The sequence below is a fragment of the Caulobacter sp. BK020 genome (genome assembly GCF_004342605.1).
In the GTDB taxonomy this organism is placed as follows: Bacteria; Pseudomonadota; Alphaproteobacteria; order Caulobacterales; family Caulobacteraceae; genus Caulobacter.
Genome location: NZ_SLZL01000004.1, coordinates 188,166 through 206,783, shown reverse-complemented (window position 1 = coordinate 206,783; position 18,618 = coordinate 188,166). Strand labels below are relative to the sequence as shown.

Annotated in this window: 13 protein-coding genes; 6 read left to right on the top strand and 7 right to left on the bottom strand. The window is 68.3% G+C overall.

Annotated features, from left to right (window positions below):
- Positions 1–118 precede the first annotated feature (118 nt).
- Entirely contained in the window at positions 119–2,722 is a 2,604-nt protein-coding gene (pepN, locus tag EV278_RS06750; RefSeq protein WP_132088422.1) for an aminopeptidase N, read from the bottom strand.
- A 96-nt stretch (positions 2,723–2,818) separates the two neighbouring features.
- Between pepN and EV278_RS06745 the strand changes: the two genes are divergently transcribed.
- Both EV278_RS06745 and EV278_RS06740 read left to right on the top strand, forming a co-directional pair.
- Positions 2,819–3,334 (top strand): YkgJ family cysteine cluster protein, encoded by a 516-nt coding sequence (locus EV278_RS06745; protein ID WP_132088419.1) that lies wholly within the window; start codon positions 2,819–2,821, stop codon positions 3,332–3,334.
- 66 nt (positions 3,335–3,400) lie between these two features.
- Positions 3,401–4,333: a type II CAAX endopeptidase family protein gene (locus EV278_RS06740; RefSeq protein ID WP_132088416.1), complete on the top strand. Its 933-nt coding sequence runs from the start codon at positions 3,401–3,403 to the stop codon at positions 4,331–4,333.
- Positions 4,334–4,337: 4 nt separating this feature from the next.
- Here EV278_RS06740 and EV278_RS06735 read toward each other — a convergent pair whose 3' ends face one another.
- Entirely contained in the window at positions 4,338–4,904 is a 567-nt protein-coding gene (locus tag EV278_RS06735) for a hypothetical protein (protein ID WP_132088413.1), read from the bottom strand.
- Positions 4,905–5,039: 135 nt separating this feature from the next.
- Between EV278_RS06735 and EV278_RS06730 the strand changes: the two genes are divergently transcribed.
- The 3 genes from EV278_RS06730 (at position 5,040) to EV278_RS06720 (ending at position 9,176) form a co-directional block, all read left to right on the top strand.
- The gene (locus EV278_RS06730) at positions 5,040–6,155 is read left to right on the top strand and encodes an acyl-CoA dehydrogenase family protein (RefSeq protein WP_132088410.1); all 1,116 of its coding nucleotides are present in this window, start codon (positions 5,040–5,042) and stop codon (positions 6,153–6,155) included.
- A gap of 10 nt (positions 6,156–6,165) precedes the next feature.
- On the top strand, positions 6,166–7,389 hold the full coding sequence (locus tag EV278_RS06725) for an acyl-CoA dehydrogenase family protein (protein WP_132088407.1): 1,224 nt from the start codon (positions 6,166–6,168) through the stop codon (positions 7,387–7,389).
- 77 nt (positions 7,390–7,466) lie between these two features.
- Complete coding sequence (locus tag EV278_RS06720; protein WP_132088404.1) at positions 7,467–9,176, top strand: phospholipase D-like domain-containing protein; 1,710 nt, start codon at positions 7,467–7,469, stop codon at positions 9,174–9,176.
- On the opposite strand, the gene EV278_RS06715 is transcribed toward EV278_RS06720, so the two are convergent.
- The 4 genes from EV278_RS06715 to EV278_RS06700 form a co-directional block, all read right to left on the bottom strand.
- Positions 9,173–10,975: a VWA domain-containing protein gene (locus EV278_RS06715; protein WP_132088401.1), complete on the bottom strand. Its 1,803-nt coding sequence runs from the start codon at positions 10,973–10,975 to the stop codon at positions 9,173–9,175. The genes EV278_RS06720 and EV278_RS06715 overlap by 4 nt on opposite strands.
- A 99-nt stretch (positions 10,976–11,074) precedes the next feature.
- A complete protein-coding gene (locus EV278_RS06710; RefSeq protein ID WP_243692110.1) occupies positions 11,075–12,691 on the bottom strand; it encodes an amidase in 1,617 nt (538 codons plus the stop codon).
- A gap of 108 nt (positions 12,692–12,799) precedes the next feature.
- Positions 12,800–13,423: a glutathione S-transferase family protein gene (locus EV278_RS06705; RefSeq protein WP_132088398.1), complete on the bottom strand. Its 624-nt coding sequence runs from the start codon at positions 13,421–13,423 to the stop codon at positions 12,800–12,802.
- A gap of 152 nt (positions 13,424–13,575) precedes the next feature.
- Positions 13,576–15,204 (bottom strand): NAD(P)/FAD-dependent oxidoreductase, encoded by a 1,629-nt coding sequence (locus tag EV278_RS06700; protein WP_132088395.1) that lies wholly within the window; start codon positions 15,202–15,204, stop codon positions 13,576–13,578.
- A gap of 121 nt (positions 15,205–15,325) precedes the next feature.
- Here EV278_RS06700 and EV278_RS06695 point away from each other — a divergent pair, with 121 nt between their 5' ends.
- Positions 15,326–16,060 carry a DUF3800 domain-containing protein gene (locus EV278_RS06695; RefSeq protein ID WP_132088392.1) on the top strand — a complete coding sequence of 245 codons (735 nt, stop codon included), beginning with the start codon at positions 15,326–15,328 and terminating at the stop codon, positions 16,058–16,060.
- A gap of 114 nt (positions 16,061–16,174) precedes the next feature.
- On the opposite strand, the gene lepA is transcribed toward EV278_RS06695, so the two are convergent.
- Positions 16,175–17,983, bottom strand: coding sequence for a translation elongation factor 4 (gene lepA / locus EV278_RS06690; RefSeq protein WP_132088389.1), 1,809 nt, complete (start codon positions 17,981–17,983; stop codon positions 16,175–16,177).
- Positions 17,984–18,618: the final 635 nt, after the last annotated feature.

Sequence of the window (18,618 nt, the reverse complement as noted above, 5' to 3'; positions counted from 1 at the left end):
CGCACGCCAAAGGGGCGCGTCACCGCCGAACCTTGGTTTCGGCCGGGGATGGGCCCTTTAGTCGCAACTGTGGCGCCGAAGAATCATCCCAGACTTGGGCACCGGCGGAGTTGGATTCCTAGTCCAGGGCCCGGGACACCAGCTCCAGGACGTTCTTCGACAGGCCCACATGCTCGCGAATGCGCTCCAGCTGCTCGCGCATCAGGGCGCCCAGTTCGGGCACGTAGCGCCGCCAGGCCCCCAAAGGTTCGACCAGTCTGGCCGCCGTCATCGGGTTGAAGCCGTCGACGGCCAGGATCTGGTCGGCGAGAAAGCGATAGCCGGCGCCGGTCTGGTCGTGGAAGCGGGCCGGATTGCCGCTGGAAAAGCCCTGGACCAAGGCCCGCAACCGGTTGGGATTGCCGGCGTCGAAGTCGGGATGGGCCGTCAGCGCCAGGATCCGGCCGATCGCGCCCTCGCCGGGGTCGCGAGCCTGGGCGGCGAACCACTTGTCCAGCACCAGCGGTTCGTGCCGCCACTGGGCGTGGAAGGCGGCCAGGGCCTTTTCAGCCGGCGCGCCGCCGATCGCCACCAAAGCCGACAGCCCGCCCATGGCGTCGGTCATGTTGGCGGCGCTCTCGAAGTGGCCGACCACCCGCTCGACATTGACCGCGTGCGGGTCGGCGGCCAGCAGGTCGCAGCAGGCGTTGCGCAGGGCGCGCTTGCCGGCCGCCCGGGCGTCGGCCGAGAACTCGCCGCCGCTCTGCAGGTCGCCGTGCAGCCGCCGCAGCAGGTCGCCCAGGTGGACGGCGATGACGGTCTTCAGATGGTCGCGCGCCACGTGGATCGCGGCCGGATCGACCGGATCGACGGCCAGGCTGAGGTCGCCCTCGGTGGGCAGGGCCAGCAGCAGGGCCTTGAAGGCCGGATCCGAGGCGTCGTCGACCAGGGCCTTGCCCAGCGCGTCGGCGTAGCGCTCTTCGCCGACTTCGTCGGGCGCGTCAGCGGCGCGGCCGAGGATCAGTGCGCGGGCCAGGGTCTGGCCGGCTTCCCAGCGGTTGAACAGGTCCGGGTCGGCGGCGAACTGCACATAGCGGTCGACCGGCCGGGTGTCGGTGGTCAGGTTCACCGGCGCCGAGAAGCCGCGCAGGGCGGAGATGACGGGGGCGCGCTCGACGCCTTCCCAGCGCACGGTGGCCGTGGGCGCGTCGAGCAGCACCACCTCGCTGTCGCGCAGCACCTCGCCTTCACCGTCGAGCAGACCGATGGTCACGGGAACCGGCAGGGGACGCTTGACCGGCTGGCCGTTGGTCGGCGCGGTGGTCTGGGTCAGGGTGATCTCCAGCATGTTGGCCGCCTCGTCATAGACGTGGGTCAGCGACACCGAAGGCGTGCCGGCCTGCTCGTACCAGGCGAAGAAGTCGCTCATGTCGCGGCCCGAGGCGTCGGCGAAACAGGCGATGAAGGCCTCGACCGTGGTCGCCTCGCCGTCGTGACGCGCGAAATAGAGGTCCAGGCTCTTGCGGAAGGTTTCGGCGCCCAGGATCGTCTTGAGCATACGGATCAGTTCCGAGCCCTTCTCGTAGATCGTGGCCGTATAGAAGTTGTCGATCTTCAGATAGCTGTTGGGTCGCACCGCGTGGGCCAGCGGGCCGGCGTCCTCGGCGAACTGCCGGGCGCGCAGGGCCTTGACGTCCTTGATCCGCTGGACGGCCTCGCCGCGCATGTCGGCGCTGAAGCTCTGGTCGCGGAAGACGGTCAGGCCCTCCTTCAGGCACAGCTGGAACCAGTCGCGGCAGGTGATGCGATTGCCGGTCCAGTTGTGGAAATACTCGTGGGCCACGACGCTTTCGATGCGCTCGTAGTCGAGGTCGGTCGCGGTCTCGGGCTGGGCCAGCAGCAGCGAGCTGTTGAAGATGTTCAGCCCCTTGTTCTCCATGGCCCCGAAGTTGAAGTCGCGCACGGCGACGATCATGAACAGGTCCAGGTCGTATTCGCGGCCGAACGCCTCCTCGTCCCACTTCATCGCGCGTTTCAGGGCGTCCAGGGCGTAGGCGGCGCGAGGGGCCTGGCCGGGATCGACGAACACCTTCAGCGCCACCGTGCGACCGCTCATGGTGACGAAGCTGTCCTCCAGCACATCCAGTTCGCCGGCGACCAAGGCGAACAGATAAGCGGGCTTGGGAAAGGGGTCGTTCCAGACGGCGTAGTGACGGCCATCCGGCTGGCTGGAATCCACCTCGCCGCCTTCCCACAGGTTGCCGTTGCTCAGCAGGTAGGGGAACGCCGCATCGGCCTCGATCCGCACGGTGAAGCGGCTCAGCACGTCGGGACGGTCCGGGAAGAAGGTGATGGTTCGGAAGCCTTCGGCCTCGCACTGGGTGCAGAACCGGCCGCCGGACATGTAGAGGCCCATCAGCGCCTTGTTGGCCGAGGGATCGATCTCGACCTCGGTGGTCAGCTCGAAGGCGTCGGGGACCTGGTGGATCGTCAGGCCTTCGCCGTCGAGGCTGTATTGGTTGGCGCTCAACGCCTGGCCGTCGATGGCGACGGAAATCAGCTTCAGGCGCTCGCCGTTCAAGAACAGCGCCTCGACGGCGTCGCCGCTGCGCTTGATGCCCAGGGTCGCCTTGACCCGTGTCGCGCTGGGATCCAGCTGGAACTCCAGGCTGGTGGTCTCGATCAGGAACGGGAATGGGCGATAGTCCGAAAGCCGGACGGGCTGGGGCGTGTCTGTGCGCATCCTGGCAATGTAGGCAAGGACGAGGACCGGGGCGAGGGCGCACTTGACCCGATCGTCGATTTGTCCGCGAGTGCCGACCTCATCCGGGGATGGTTCATGAGCGGGCGGGAATGCGGCGCGTGCGGTCAGTGCTGCAAGCTGATCGGCGTGCGCGAGCTGGAGAAGGCTCCGCACGTCTGGTGCCGTTACTACAAGCGCGACAGGGGCTGCGACGTCTATGAGGTGCGGCCCCAGGGCTGCGCCGATTTCGCGTGCGACTGGTTGCTGGATGCGCGACTGGACGACGCTTGGCGGCCCGACCGCAGCGGCCTGGTGCTGCATGCAAGCGAGGGCGGCCGAGTGATCAATGTCGAACTGGATCCCGCCCAGCCCACCGCCTGGCGACGGGCGCCTTTCGAGGCGACCTTGCGCGGCTGGGCCAGCGCCGGAGCCGCCAACGGGCTGGAGGTGCTGATCTGGGTCGGGCGACGCTGCTGGCGGCTGACCGCGGCCGGCGGCGAGGTCGACCTGGACGTGGTTCGGCCCGCCGTGGCGTTCGCGCCGCACGGCCGCTTGCGCCGACCCGGCTCAGGCCGCGACTGGCCGCCCGGGGGCGACGGGGGTCGTCCCTAAACTGTTCGTCACTTGAACCCCGCGGCGAACCCACCAAAGCTCCCCTTGCGTTCGGGGACCGAGTTCATGTCGCGTACGGAAGTTTCATTGTCGGCGACCGGGCTGGAGATCGGCTCACGCCGCGTCCTGCATCCGGGGCCGCTGCGCTGGCTGCGCGCCCTGGGTTGGGGCGGGCTGTTGTTCGTCGTCTTCATGGTGGTCTACGCCGTGACCAGCCAGGCGGGGGAGCCAGCTCGAGGCGCCGCCGCCACGCCGCTCAGCCTCGTCGTGGTCGCGGCGTTGAGCGCGGTCGGCCTGGGGCTGTACGCCGGGATGGTGCGACTGGCCGAAGGCCGCTGGCCCAGCGAACTGGGCCTGAGACAGGCGGCGCCTGAGCTGCTGATCGGCCTCGTAGTCGGGGCCGCGATGCTCAGCGCCGTGGTCGCCGCCCTGCTGGCGCTCGGCCTCTACGACATCTCCGGTCCGCGGGCCTCCTCGTCCCTGGCGATGATCAATGTCGGCGTCGCCTCGGGCGTGTTCGAGGAACTGATCTTCCGGGCCATCGTGCTGCGGCTGCTGATGCGGGCTTTTGGGGCCTGGCCCGCCCTGGCCCTGTCGGCGGCGCTGTTCGGCGCGCTGCACCTGAGCAATCCCAACGCCACGCCCCTGGTCGCCATCGCCATTGCGGTGGAGGCGGGACTGATGCTGGCCTCGTTCTACCTGCTGACCGGCCGTTTGTGGGTCTCGATCGGCGCGCACGCCGCCTGGAACTTCACCCAGGGCTGGATCTGGGGCGCGCGGGTGTCGGGCATTCCCGTGCAGGAGAGCCTCTATCTGAGCGCGCCCAAGCCCGGCGCGCCGGACTGGCTGAGCGGCGGGGCGTTCGGTCCGGAAGCGTCGGCGCCGGCCATGGTGATCGGCACAGGCGTGGCCCTGATGGTTCTCCACCAGGCCTGGAGGAGGGGCAACTTCCGGGCCCGTTCGGAAACGGCCGCTCCGGTCGCCGAGGTCTTCGACTAAACCTTCAGCCCGCCTCGACCACGCCCAGGGCGACCTCCGCCGCCGGCACTTCGTGCAGGCCGCGTTCGATCGCCGAGGCGCGCTGGGCCAGGGCGACCAGGGCCGGCGGCGCGTCCTCGGGATGGTCGGCGGCCAGCTCGACCAGCTGGCGGGCCAGGGCGTGGAGCTGCGGCGCGGCGGCGATCAACCGGGCCTGGAATTCGATCTTGCGCGGGTCGCGGTCGTATTCCGCCCCCGGCGTGCGCCAGCCGCCCCAGTCGTTGGGATCGGTGACCACCACCGGGTAGGTGCCGGGATAGGGGTGGTGCAGGCAGTCGCTCTCCTGCTGCCACTTGTTGCGGGCTCGCAGGATGCGCCAGTTGGCCGTGGCGGCCTCGGCGTTTCCGTCGACACGGTCTTCCGGCTTCAGTTCGTGGGCGGCGAACTCGCGACCCAGGCCGACGTCATAGGTGACGCGCACGGGTTCGTCGAAGCCTTTGGCCCAGATCGGCACGATCTTCTCGATCGTCGCCCAGGCGCCGACGCTCTCGACCCACACCTTCTGGTTCCGCTGGAAGACGGTCTTGGCCACGCACGCGTTCTCACTGAGTTCGGGAGCGCCATAAGAACCTGAAATCCTTGACGCGAGGTCAATCTTTCCCTCGGGCGAACGATCGTTCATCGTATCTCCGACGCCGCCACCAGAGCGGCCAGGGAGGAAGTCCAGGTGGATTTCGACTATTCCGACGATCAGAAGTTCCTCAAGGACGAGGCGCGCAAGTTCCTCGCCGCGCGGTGTCCCTCTTCGGTGGTGCGCGGCGTGCTCGACGATCCCGGCAAGAGCTACGACGCGGGGCTGTGGCGCGCCGTGGCCGAGCAAGGCTGGCTCGGCGCGGCCATTCCCGAGCGGTTCAACGGCCTGGGTCTAGGGCGGGTGGAGCTGTGCGCCATCGCCGAAGAGCTGGGCCGGGCTCTGGCGCCGATCCCCTTCGCCTCGACGGTCTACCTCCTGGCCGAGGCGGTGATGGCCCACGGGACCGAGACCCAGAAGGCCGCCATCCTGCCCCGCATCGCGGCGGGCCAGCTGATCGGTTGCCTGGCCACGTCCGAGGGGCCGGGCGTGATCACCTCCTCGGTCCTGCAAGCCAAGGTCGATGGCGGCAAGCTGACGGGCGTGAAGATCCCGGTCACCGACGGCGACGCGGCCGATATGGCGCTGGTCCTGGCCAACGAAAGCGGGCGACCCGGTCTGTTCCTGGTCGACCTGCGGGCCGGCGGCGTGAAGGTGGAGACCCTGGACAGCCTGGATCCGACGCGCGGCGTGGCCCGTCTGACTTTCGACGGGGCCGTCGCCGATCGGCTGGGCGAGGCGGGGCAAGGCTTCGCGTTGGTGCAGGCGATCCTCGATCGCGCGGCTGTGCTGCTGGCCTTCGAACAGCTAGGCGGGGCCGACCGCTGCCTGGAGATGGCCCGCGAGTACGCCTTGGGACGCTACGCCTTCGGTCGGGTCATCGCCGGCTATCAGGCGATCAAGCACAAACTGGCCGACATGTACGTCAGGAACGAGGTCGCGCGCTCCAACGCCTATTACGCGGCCTGGGCCCTGAACGTCGACGCGCCGGAGCTGCCGACCGCCGCCGCCGCCGCCCGCATCGCCGCCTCCGACGCCTTCTGGTTCGCCAGCAAGGAGAGCGTCCAGGTGCATGGCGGCATGGGCTTCACCTGGGACGTCGATTGCCATCTCTATTACCGCCGCTCGCGGCAACTGAGCCTGGTGGCGGGCGCGCCGAAGCTCTGGAAGGAGCGGCTGGTCAGCGAGCTCGAGAAGAAGAACGCGGCCTAGGGACAAGATCATGGATTTCAACGACTCTCCCGACGAAGCCGCCTATCGCGAAAAGGCCCGCGTCTGGCTGGCCGAGAACGCCGCCGCCCATCGCGCCGAGCATGGCGAGCCCGGGCCGACGACGCCCGAACACATGGCTGCGGCCAAGGCCTGGCAGGCCCGCAAGGCCGCGGCCGGATATGCCTGCATCACCTGGCCCGCCGCGTTCGGCGGGGGCGGCGGCACGCCGATCCAGTCGGTGATCTTTGGCCAGGAAGAGGCCAAGGCGGGCGTCTCCTATGGCTACTTCACCATCGGTCTGGGGATGTGCGTGCCCACGGTGATGGCCTTCGGCGACGACGCCACCAAGCAGCGCTTCGTGTCGCCGGCCGTGAAGGGCGACGAGATCTGGTGCCAGCTGTTCTCCGAACCTGCCGGCGGTTCGGACGTGGCGGCGCTGCGCACCCGAGCCGTGCGTGACGGCGACGAGTGGGTGATCAACGGCCAGAAGGTGTGGACCACCGGCGCTCACTACAGCGACTACGGCATCGTGCTGGTCCGCACCGATCCTGATGTTCCCAAGCACAAGGGCCTGACCATGTTCTGGATCGACATGCGCGATCCGGCGGTCGAGCGCCGGCCGATCCACCAGATGTCGGGCGGACGCGATTTCAACGAGGTCTATTTCACCGACCTGCGGATCAAGGACAGCCAGCGGCTGGGCGCGGTGGGCGAAGGCTGGAAGGTGGCCCTGGTCACCCTGATGAACGAGCGGCTGGCGGTCGGCGGCTCGGCCGGACCCGACTATCGCCAGGTGATGGAACTGGCCCGCGGCCTGCCGGGCGCCCAGGGACCGGCGCTGAAGGACCAGGCCTTCCGGGAGACGCTGGCCGACTGGTACGTCAATTCCCAGGGCCTGAAGTACACGCGGTTCCGGACCATGACCGCCCTGTCGCGCGGCCAGACCCCTGGGCCGGAAAGCTCGATCGGCAAGATCATCTCGGCCAACCAGTTGCAGGACCTGGCCAACACCGCGGTCGAGGCCCAGGACGAATACGGGGTCCTGACCGATCCGGCCCTGGCGCCGATGGAGGCGGCCTTCCAGCAGAGCCTGATGTGGGCGCCTGGTTTGCGGATCGCCGGCGGCACCGACGAGATCCTCAAGAACATCATCGCCGAACGGGTCCTGGGCCTGCCGGGCGACGTGCGGGTCGACAAGGACGTGGCTTTCAAGGATATGCCGACCGGACGGTGATCGAAGCTCGCCGAACATGACTCGCCTTTAAAGTGCGGTTCGTTCATCCTCGCGCTTAGAGCGGCGGGGAGGCGGCGATGCGTGCGAGGGCTTCGAAGGACGGACTGACGGTGCGGGTGATCGCGGGAACGCACGCGGCGTTGCTGGCGTTCGACCTGGCCGACGAGCGCCGCGCTGGATGTCTGGGCTTCTCGATCGAGCGCACCGATGTCGGCACCGGGGATCGCCGCTGGCTGCCCAACTCGCTGCGCTTCATGGGCGATCCTAACCCCGAATGGGTGACCACCGCCCGGGCCCCGCTGCAGAAGTTCCGGTGGGGCGACTACACCACTGAGCCAGGCCGGCTCTACCGCTACCGCGTGGTGGCCCGCTACGGCGCGCCGTCCGAGATCCTGGCCCAGGGCGTGATCGCCGAGCGCCCAGGCGGGTTCGACGCCATCCCCGGCGGGGTCAGCCTGGAGCTGCGCACCGAGGACAATCGCAACGCGGCCACCTCGATCTTCTTCAATCGCGGGGCGGCGGCCAGCCAGGCCTATGTGGCCAAGTTCGGCGACAACGATCCCGACGACATTCCCGAGGCCCTGACCTGGCTGTCGCGCGGGCTGGAAGAGGGGCTTGTGGCCTTCATCGCCAAGGCCGACGGGCCTGACTTCGCCCTGCACGGCTGCATCTACGAATTCGAGAAACCCACGCCGATCCGCGCCCTGATCCAGGCCCAGAAGCGCGGGGCCGAGGTGCACATCGTCTATCACGCCCGCAACGGCGGGAAGACGGCCGAGGAGAACCGACACGCCATCGAGAGCCTGGGCGTCGAATTCCCGACCACGCCGCGCACCCAGGGCTCGGCGATCATGCACAACAAGTACCTGGTTCTGCTGCGCAAGGACGCGGCGGGCGCGCTGAGGCCGATCGCGGTGTGGACCGGCGGCACGAACTGGACCGAGGGCGGCATCTACGGCCAGTTGAACGTCGGCCACGCGGTCTATGACGCCGCCGTCGCTGAGCGCTACGAAGCCGGCTTCCAGGTGCTGGCCCAGGACCTGAGCATCGACGCCACCCAGGCCAAGAACGACGTCATCACGCCTACGCCCCTGAACCGGGCGGCGCTGCAGCATGGGACGACGCCGTTGTTCTCGCCGCAGAACGGCCTGGGGATGATCGATCTCTATGCCGACATCTGCAAGACGGCCAAGGTGCTGATGGTCAGCGCGCCGTTCGCCCTGCACGAGACGATCCGCGCCGTGCTGCAGTCGCCCACCGACGGCGCGATGCGTTTCATGCTGGCCGACAAGGAAGGGTCCTACGGCGAGAAGGGCAATATCGACAAGCTCAACGCCGACCCCGGCAACATGGCGGCCGTGGCCAAGCCCTTCGAAGGCATCAAGCTGGCCGACTTCCAGAAGCGCAAGCTGGATCGCGACCGGCTGATGATGGACGAGGGCTTCCACCACGCCGGCATCCACATCCACTCCAAGATCATCCTGGCCGACCCGTTCGGCGCCGACCCCGTGCTGGTCACCGGCTCGGCCAACTTCTCGACCAACTCGACGGTGGCCAACGATTCCAACGTGCTGGTCTTCCGGGGCGACACGGCCGTGGCCGACGTCTATGTCGCCGACTTCATGCGCATGTTCGAGCATTACTGGTTCCGCTCGCGCAGGGACGCCAAGCTCGAGGCCAACCAGATCTTCGCCCTGAAGGACACCGACGCCTGGTCGGAGAAGTACTTCACCCCAGGAACGCGCGAGCAGCGTGACCGCCTGGCGTTCCTGGGGCTGATCACCTAGCTCCCCTTCACGTCCTTGGCCGCGCGGGTCAGTTGCACGAACTCGGCGCGCAGGCCGTAGGGATCCTCGCCCCGGGCGCCCTGGGCCAGGTCGGTGACCGCGGCCCAGTCGAAGCCGGCGTCGACCCAGGGATCGCCTCGCAGCTTCTGGCCGTAGGCTGCGACGGCCACGGCGAAGCGGGTGGATTCCGGAGCAGCGGCCAGGCTGGCGCGCACGTCGCCGGCGCCGATCGGGCGCTCGATCAGTGTTGAGGCCGAGCCGCCGGGCGGCTTGTAGCGGATCTTCAGGAAGGCCAGCTCGTCCCCGCCCGTCGCCGCCGCCGGCTTGGCGCCGTAGCGCAGCGGGTCGGATGACGGTCGCGCCCCGGCCGGGGTGATCTCGTAGATCGCCGTCACCGCCGCGCCCGAGCCCACCTCGCCGGCGTCGACCTGGTCGTTGTTGAAGTCCTCGCGATTGAGCAGCCGGGTCTCGTAGCCGATCAGCCGGTATTCGCTGACCTTGGCCGGATTGAACTCGACCTGGATCTTCACATCGTCGGCGATCGGGAAAAGGGCGCTGTCGAAGTCGTCGCGCAGCAGCTTGCGGGCCTCCTGCAGGCTGTCGACATAGGCGGCCACGCCGTTGCCGTTCTGGGCCAGGGCCTGCATCATCGTGTCGTTGTAGTTGCCGCGGCCGAAGCCGTAGACCGACAGGTAGACGCCGCTCTTGCGCTGGTCGGACACGAAGTCCTTCAGCCGCGCCGGCTCGGCGATGCCGACGTTGAAGTCGCCGTCGGTCATCAGGATCACCCGGTTGACGGCCTTGGGATCGAAGTTCTGCCGGGCCAGGTCGTAGGCCAGCTTCAGCCCCTGGCCGCCCGCCGTCGAACCGCCCGAGTGCAGCGCCGTCAGGGCGCAGCGCATCTTCAGCTTGGAGCGCCCGTCGGTGGGCGACAGCACCGCCCCGGCCGAGCCGGCATAGGCGACGATCGCCACCCGGTCCTGCGGCCGCAGCTGGTCGATCAGCACGTTCAGCGCCTTCTGGGCCAGGGGCAGGCGGTCGGGTCCGGACATCGAGCCGGAGGTGTCGACCAGGAAGACCAGGTTCAGCGGCGGCTGGTCGGCGCGCGGCGCGGCGTAGCCCTGGACGCCGATGTGCAGCAACTGGCGGTCCTTGGACCAGGGCGAGGGGACGACGGCCACGGTCGGCTTGAACGGCGGCTCCTTGGCGGCGGGGCGGGCGTAGCCGTAGTCGAAATAGTTGACCAGCTCCTCGACCCGCACGGCGTCGCGCGGCGGGGCGGCGCCCTCGTTCAGGAAGCGGCGGACATTGGCGTAGGCGGCGGTGTCGACGTCGATCGAGAAGGTCGAGACCGGCTCTTCCGCCACGTGCTTGATCGGATTGGCGGCGGCGCCGGGATAGCGCTCGGTGTCCCGGTCGACGGGAACAGCGGGAGCGTTGGAAATCACCGGCGGCGCCACCCGATAGGCCACGCCGGGCGCCGCGGGGAGAGGCGGCGGCGGGGGAGGCGGCGGGCCGAAGGCTTCGCGAACCGGCGGGATCGGCAAGGGCGGCGGCGCCGTCATGATGGTCGGCGGCGCGAAGGCCGGGCGGGGCTGGACGCCGCTGGTCTGGGTGCGCCGCTTGGCGGACACCGTGAGCTGCTCCTGGGTCGGGCCGGCAAAGCCCAGGGCGGCGCAGGCTTCGGGCGTGACCGGCCCGTCCTGGGGCGCGGCGGCGAGACCTGGCGTGGCGGCCGGAGCGGCGACGGCCAGGGCCAGCAGGCTGACGCCGGCGGCGCGAAGGAGGCGCGTGATCATGATCGTGTTCCTCTCCCGATGACGAGGAAATGATTACATCTGTAAAACGATCGCGCCAGGGTCTACCGCGACCTGATCGTCATTTCGCGGAATCCGTGTCTATGGCGCCACCGTCGGCAGGAACCTCGGCTCGATCCGGCGGTGCGTCGCCTGCTCGTAGGCGTAGCCCAGGTTCAGCAGCCGCGCCTCGCTCCAGGCTGGGCCGATGAAGCTGAGGCCCACCGGCAGGCCGCCGACCGCGCCCATCGGCACCGTCAGGTGCGGATAGCCGGCCACGGCGGGCAGGGTGGTGGACGAGCCGCCGTAGTGGTCGCCGTTCAGCGGGTCGATGGTCCAGGCCGGGCCCGTGGTCGGGGCGACGATGGCGACCGCGCCGGTCTCCTTCAGGATCCTGTCGATGCCCTCGGGGCCGGCCAGGCGTTTCCCGTCGGCGACGGCCTTGATGTAGTCGGGGTCGTCATAGCCCTTGGTCGCCTCCGCCTTCTCGAAGCTCTCCTGCCCGAACCATTCCAGCTCCTTGGGCGTGGCTTGGTTGAAGGCGATCAGATCGGCCAGCGTGCGGGTCTTGACCTTGGCCGGGTCGGTGGAGGCCAGGTAGGCGTTCAGGTCGACCTTCAGTTCGGTATAGAGCACAACGCCCTCGGCCTTGCCGATGGGGCCCTCGTCGAAATCCTTGACCTCGACCAGGGTCGCCCCCTGGGCCTTGAGATCCTTCAGCGCCTGCTCGAACACCGCGTCCGTGCCGGGCGAATAGCCGGTGTAGAAGCGGGCGACGGCCAGGGTCACGCCCTTCAGGGCGTTCTTGTCCAGGCCCTTGGCGTAGTCGGTCTTGCGGGCGTCGGCCTCGCGGGTGGCCGGGTCGGCGGGATCGGAGCCAGCGATGGCGGTCAGGATCAGGGCGGCGTCGGTGACCGTGCGGGTCATCGGGCCGGCGGTGTCCTGGCTATGGCTGATCGGCACGATGTGAGTGCGCGACACCAGGCCGACGGTGGGCTTCAGCCCGACCAGGCCGTTGATCGCCGCCGGGCAGGTGATCGAGCCGTCGGTCTCGGTGCCGATCGCCGCCGGGGCCAGGCCCGCCGCCACCGCCGCCCCCGAGCCGCTGGACGAGCCGCAGGCGCTGCGGTCCAGCACATAGGGGTTGCGCACCGTGCCGCCCACCGCGCTCCAGCCGCTGATCGAGTGGTTGGACCGGATATTGGCCCACTCCGACAGGTTGGTCTTGCCCAGGATCACCATGCCGGCGTCGGTCAGCCGCCGCACCAGCGGGGCGTCGCGATTGGTGACGTTGTCCTTCAGCGCCAGGGAGCCGGCGGTGGTGGCGGTGTCGTCGGCGCTCTCGATATTGTCCTTCAGCAGGATCGGCACGCCATGCAGCGGTCCCCGGACCTTGCCGGCCTTGCGCTCGGCGTCCAGCGCCCGGGCGTCGGCCAGGGCGTGGGGGTTCAGGGCGATGACCGCGTGGAGCTGGGGGTTGAATGTCTCGATCAGTTTCAGGCTGAGGGAGGCGCCGGTTTCCGCCGAAAACTTGTCGTGTAGCAGAATGTAGCTGACGGGGTCCGGTCCTTCCCGCCGCGTGGCGGTGATGACCGTCTCCTCGACTCGCGCGGGCCTGGACGCGGCCTTGGCCTTCGTCGGAGCAGCCAGGGTCGGTTGGCACGGCAAGGCCGCGAGGCAGACGGTCGCGCCGCCGATCAGCAAGGTCTTCCAGATCATGCGTTTCCCCCAACTTGGCCAGTACTCAGATGAACACCGCCCCGTTCCGCCGCGCAACGGCGCGCGTTACCGGCTTGGCCTGAATGCGCGCCGTGAACCGGCGCCACGCTAGGGAACCTCGTCCAGCGCCCACCGGCCGAATTCCGGACGCGCCTTCAGCCGCGCATAATAGGCCGCGACCGCCGGCAGGTTCGCCCGCGCCATCGGCGTCGCCATCCAGCGGTGCACTGAGACGCCCAACACGATGTCGGCCAGGGTGAAGTCGTGGCCGGCCGCGTGGGCGCCGGTCTCGGCCAGGCGGTGGTCGAGGATGGCCATGGCCCGGTTCCAGGCCTCGACGCTGGCGGCGATCTTGTCGGGGTCGTCATAGCCCGGCGTCGGCCGCCCCAGGGCCAGGAAGGCGTAGCCCCAGGTCGGGTTGAGGCCGGTGGCTTGCCAGTCCATCCACTGCTCGACCACGGCCCGCAGCCTCGGCTCGACCGGCAGCAGGTGGCCGTGGCCGTAGCGGGCGGCCAGGTAGCGGCAGATGGTGTTGCTCTCGTAGAGCGCGCCCTGTTCGTCGATCAGCACCGGCACCAGGCCGTTGGGGTTCAGGGCCAGGAACTCGGGCGACTTCGTCGAGGCGAAGCCCATGCCCCAGTCCTCGCGCTCGTAGGCCAGGCCCAGTTCGTCGCAGGTCCACAGCACCTTGCGGACGTTCAGCGAGGAGGTGCGGCCGAGGATCTTGAGCATGGGCGTTCCTTAAATCCACTCATCCCGACGAAAGTCGGGACCCAAGCGGCCTTTCAGCAAGGAGCGCGGCGCGCTCGCAGGCCGGCGATCTGCTTTCCAACTCAGCTTGGGTCCCGACTTTCGTCGGGATGAGTGGAAGGATGAGGATGCCCCTAAGCCGTCTCTCCAACATAGGCGCGCGCCACCGCCTCGGCGACCTTGATGCCGTCGACCGCGGCCGAGAGGATGCCGCCGGCGTAGCCCGCGCCCTCGCCGGCCGGGAACAGGCCGGCGACGTTCAGGCTCTGGAAGTCCTTGCCGCGGGTGATGCGCACCGGCGACGAGGTGCGGGTCTCCACGCCGGTCATCAGTACGTCGGGATGATCGTAGCCGGCGATCTGGCGGCCGAACACCGGCAGGGCCTCCCGCATCGCCTCGATGGCGAAGGCCGGCAGGCACTGGGCCAGGTCGGTCATGGTGACGCCGGGACGGTAGGACGGCTGCACCTCGCCCAGCGCCTCCGACGGCTTGCCGGCCAGGAAGTCGCCGACCTTCTGGGCCGGCGCCCGGTAGTCGCCGCCGCCCGCCGTGAAGGCCAGGCTCTCCCACTGTCGCTGGAATTCGATCCCGGCCAGCGGATGGCCCGGATAGTCGCGCTCTGGGTCGATGCCGACCACGAAGCCGGAGTTGGCGTTGCGCTCGTTGCGCGAATACTGGCTCATGCCGTTGGTGACGACGCGGTTCGGCTCGGAGGTCGCCGCCACCACCGTGCCGCCCGGGCACATGCAGAAGCTGTAGACGGTACGGCCGTTGCTGCAATGGTGGGCCAGGCTGTAGTCGGCCGCGCCCAGGTCCGGATGGCCGGCGCAGGCCCCGAACCGGGCCTTGTCCATCCACGACTGCGGGTGCTCGATCCGCACCCCGATCGAGAACGGCTTGGCCTCGATGTGCACGCCCCGGTCGTACAGGGTCTGGAAGGTGTCGCGGGCGCTGTGGCCGACCGCCAGCACCACATGGTCGGCTTCGAGGTAGTCGCCGGTCGACAGGTGCAGGCCCTTCAGCCGGCGCGCGCCGTCGGCGGCGGTCTCGATGTCGAAGTCCTCGACCTTGTGCTGCCAGCGGTATTCGCCGCCCAGGCCCTCGATGGTCTCGCGCAGGCTCTCGACCATGGTCACCAGGCGGAAGGTGCCGATGTGCGGATGGGCCTCGGTCAGGATCTCTTCCGGGGCGCCGGCCTTGACGAACTCCTCCAGCACCTTGCGGCCCAGGTGGCGGGGGTCCTTGATCTGGCTGTAGAGCTTGCCGTCCGAGAAGGTGCCCGCGCCGCCCTCGCCGAACTGGACGTTGGACTCCGGGTTCAGCTCGCCGCGCCGCCACAGGCCCCAGGTGTCCTGCGTGCGTTCGCGCACCACCTTGCCGCGGTCCAGGATGATCGGCTTGAAGCCCATCTGGGCCAGGATCAACCCGGCGAACAGGCCGCAAGGGCCGGCGCCGATCACCACGGGGCGGGGGCCGGGCAAGCCCTCCGGCGCCCGGGCGACCAGGCGATAGTTGGTGTCGGGCCTTGGCCGCACCTGGCTGTCGCCGGCGAACCGCGCCAGCACGGCGGCCTCGTCGCGCAGGGCGACGTCGACGGTGTAGACCATCAGGATCGCCGCCTTCTTGCGCGCGTCATGGGCGCGGCGGACGATGGTGTGGCTGAGCAGGTCGCGCTCGGGAATGCCCAGGCGATTGCAGATGGCGGGGGCCAGGGCCTCGGGCGGGTGGCCGAGGGGGAGGGACAGGTTGGAGAGGCGGAGCATGGCGGGGGTTTATCCCCTGCGGGCCTATCGCGCTATCGGCGTGACGGGGGGCGTCCAGATCGACGCGCTTCGTCACGCGGACTCGGCTTGTTCCTGTCTTAAGCTATCGTAAAAGCATAGCATGGCCTTCGCCGACTATATCGTTTTCATGGACGAGAGCGGCTCGCCCGTTCTCGAAAACCCCGATCCGGACTTTCCGCTGTTCGTGCTCGGCGCTGTTCTGGTCAGCAAGTCGGCCTATGTCGATGACGTCGTGCCGCGGTTGCAACGCCTGAAGTTCGCGGCCATCGGGCACGATCAACTTATTCTCCACGAGCGGGACATTCGACGTCAGCAGAAGGACTTCGCGTTTCTGCAGGTCGACGTCGAGGCTCGCCAAGCCTTCATCGCCGGCATCAATGAAATCGTGGCTGATGCGGCATTCGAGGTGATTGCGGCTGTGATCGATAAAGTTCGCCTGGTTGCGCGATACGCCGATCCTTGGAGCCCCTACGAGCTGGCGCTGCACTTCTGTCTGGAGAAACTTCTGGAGCGACTTCTCGTGCTGGGTCAGGACGGGAGGATGGTCCACGTGGTCTTCGAGGGGCGCGGCAAGCGCGAGGATCGTGAGTTGGAGCTGCATTTTCGTCGCATCGTCGCCAACGAAGCGCGGTGGGGACGCCAAAGCCTCGACTTCACGCGTCTACGCTGGGAAGCGATATTCGCGGATAAGAAGAGCAACTCGTCTGGCTTGCAACTGGCCGACCTGATCGCCCGCCCGGTCGGGCTGAAAGTTCTCCGCCCGGTGCAGGAAAATCGAGCCTTCGAAATCCTGAGGCTCAAGCTGGCGCCAAACGGTCTGAAAGTCTTTCCCTAGAAAGCAGAAGGGCCCCCGAGAAGTCCCAGGAGCCCAACGCCGACCGAGAAACCCCAGTCCATTTGACGTTGGATATAGGCGATCACGGTCATTCGCGCAAATCCGCGCCCCCAATCAATCCCCGTCCATCTTCAGCGCCGCAATAAACGCTTCCTGCGGGATCTCGACCTTGCCGAACTGGCGCATGCGCTTCTTGCCGGCCTTCTGCTTGTCGAGCAGCTTGCGCTTGCGGCTGGCGTCGCCGCCATAGCACTTGGCGGTCACGTCCTTGCGCAGGGCGCGGACAGTTTCGCGGGCGATGATCCGGCCGCCGATCGCCGCCTGGATGGGGATGACGAACATGTGCTGCGGGATGAGGTCCTTCATCTTCTCGCACATGCCCCGGCCGCGGCTCTCGGCGCGGTCGCGGTGGACCAGCATCGACAGGGCGTCGACCGGCTCGGCGTTGACCAGGATCGACATCTTGACCAGGTCGCCGGGCCGGTAGTCCTCGACCTGGTAGTCGAAGCTGGCGTAGCCCTTCGAGATCGACTTCAGCCGGTCATAGAAGTCGAAGACGACCTCGTTCAGCGGCAGGTCGTAGACCACCATGGCGCGGCTGCCGACATAGCTGAGTTCGCGCTGCATCCCCCGGCGGTCCTGGCACAGCTTGATCACGCCGCCGAGATATTCGTCGGGGGTGAAGATCGTCGCCTTGATCCAGGGCTCGCTGATGCTCTCGATCTGCATCACGTCGGGCAGGTCGGCGGGGTTGTGGAGCTCGATCTCCGTGCCGTCGCGCATGTGGATCTTGTAGACCACCGAGGGGGCGGTCGCGATCAGGTCGAGGTCGAACTCGCGGCTGAGGCGCTCCTGGATGATCTCCAGGTGCAGCAACCCTAAGAACCCGCAGCGGAAACCGAAGCCGAGGGCGGCGCTGCTCTCCATCTCGTAGGTGAAACTGCCGTCGTTCAGGCGCAGCTTGCCGACGGCGGCGCGCAGGTCCTCGAAGTCGGCGGCGTCGACCGGGAATAGGCCGCAGAACACGACGGGCTGCACTTCCTTGAAGCCGGGCAGGGCCTGGGCGGTGGGCTTCTTCTCGTCTGTGATGGTGTCGCCGACCGCGGCGTCGGCCACTTCCTTGATCGAGGCGGTGAAGAAGCCGACCTCGCCGGGGCCCAGCACGTCGACATCGGTGGCCTTGGGCTTGAACACCCCGACCTTGTCGATGCGGTGGGTGGCGCCGGTCTGCATCATCCGCACCTGCTGGCCGGCCTTCAGGGTTCCATCGAAGATGCGGACCAGCACCACGACGCCCAGATAGGCGTCGTACCAGGCGTCGACCAGCAGGGCCTTCAGCGGCGCGTTGATGTCGCCCTTGGGGGCGGGCAGGCGGGTGACGATGGCTTCCAGCACCTCGTGGATGCCCAGGCCGGACTTGGCGCTGGCCAGGACGGCGTCGCTGGCGTCCAGGCCGATCAGGTCCTCGATCTGGGCCCGCACCCGCTCGGGCTCGGCGGCCGGCAGGTCGATCTTGTTGAGGACCGGGACGATCTCGTGGTTGTTGTCGATGGCCGAATAGACGTTGGCCAGGGTCTGGGCCTCGACGCCCTGCGAGGCGTCGACGACCAGGATCGAGCCCTCGCAGGCGGCCAGGCTGCGGCTGACCTCATAGGCGAAGTCGACGTGGCCGGGGGTGTCCATCAGGTTCAGGACATAGTCCTGGCCGTCGTCGGCCTTGTAGTGCAGGCGCACGGTCTGGGCCTTGATGGTGATCCCGCGCTCCTTCTCGATGTCCATGTTGTCCAGGACCTGGGCGCTCATTTCGCGCGCGGTCAGGCCGCCGGTCTCCTGGATCAGGCGGTCGGAGAGGGTGGATTTGCCATGGTCGATGTGGGCGACGATGGAGAAGTTGCGGATCTTGTCGAGAGGCGTCGAAGTCATGGCGCTGCGTCTAGCATATTTGCGAGGTTTCGCGAGTGTCGTTCGGGCGGGCCCCCTGCGGACCGCTTCGCGGTCGTCCTCCCCCAGAGGGGGAAGAGCGCTGTCGTAGGCGCCGTGCGGCTCCGCCCCCTCTGGGGGCGGACAGACCGCGAAGCGGTCGGGTGGGGGCAAGTGTTAGCGACCTCACGCGATCTCTCGCTGAGCGTATGGAAAGGGTCGCGGAGCGCCGGACATCGTCCGGAGTTTGAAAAACAATACCGTTTCGACGAAGCCCAGATCGCTCCGCGCGGTCGTTGTCCGGAAGCGCGCGACGCCGAGCCTTGTTAGGGCCTCGCCGCCTTGAAGCCTCCGACGGGCGGGCCAGGTCAACGACACCCGGTCCCGGACCGCGAGCGCGTCACCGCCCGCCTGTTGCTAAGTCAGCCCTTGCATCACGTCGTATCTGTATAACAGGCCCGACCGGCACCAGAGACGCAAGGTTTGGTCCTGTCCCTACGCACGCGGACAAGGACCGCCGACAGAGCTTCCCGCTCGATCGCCCCCCGCCGCCGCATCGGTCGCTGGCCATGCGCCCTTTCCCTGCGACGAGGTGAGACCAGGATAAGGGGGTTCGGGAGGGTGAGGATCGATTGGGG

What these genes read in the sequence shown, in the direction of transcription:
- pepN (WP_132088422.1), bottom strand. Translation starts at nt 2,722, where the DNA reads ATGCGCACAGACACGCCCCAGCCCGTCCGGCTTTCGGACTATCGCCCA.
- EV278_RS06745 (WP_132088419.1), top strand. Translation starts at nt 2,819, where the DNA reads ATGAGCGGGCGGGAATGCGGCGCGTGCGGTCAGTGCTGCAAGCTGATC.
- EV278_RS06740 (WP_132088416.1), top strand. Translation starts at nt 3,401, where the DNA reads ATGTCGCGTACGGAAGTTTCATTGTCGGCGACCGGGCTGGAGATCGGC.
- EV278_RS06725 (WP_132088407.1), top strand. Translation starts at nt 6,166, where the DNA reads ATGGATTTCAACGACTCTCCCGACGAAGCCGCCTATCGCGAAAAGGCC.
- EV278_RS06720 (WP_132088404.1), top strand. Translation starts at nt 7,467, where the DNA reads ATGCGTGCGAGGGCTTCGAAGGACGGACTGACGGTGCGGGTGATCGCG.
- EV278_RS06715 (WP_132088401.1), bottom strand. Translation starts at nt 10,975, where the DNA reads ATGATCACGCGCCTCCTTCGCGCCGCCGGCGTCAGCCTGCTGGCCCTG.
- EV278_RS06710 (WP_243692110.1), bottom strand. Translation starts at nt 12,691, where the DNA reads ATGATCTGGAAGACCTTGCTGATCGGCGGCGCGACCGTCTGCCTCGCG.
- EV278_RS06705 (WP_132088398.1), bottom strand. Translation starts at nt 13,423, where the DNA reads ATGCTCAAGATCCTCGGCCGCACCTCCTCGCTGAACGTCCGCAAGGTG.
- EV278_RS06700 (WP_132088395.1), bottom strand. Translation starts at nt 15,204, where the DNA reads ATGCTCCGCCTCTCCAACCTGTCCCTCCCCCTCGGCCACCCGCCCGAG.
- EV278_RS06695 (WP_132088392.1), top strand. Translation starts at nt 15,326, where the DNA reads ATGGCCTTCGCCGACTATATCGTTTTCATGGACGAGAGCGGCTCGCCC.
- lepA (WP_132088389.1), bottom strand. Translation starts at nt 17,983, where the DNA reads ATGACTTCGACGCCTCTCGACAAGATCCGCAACTTCTCCATCGTCGCC.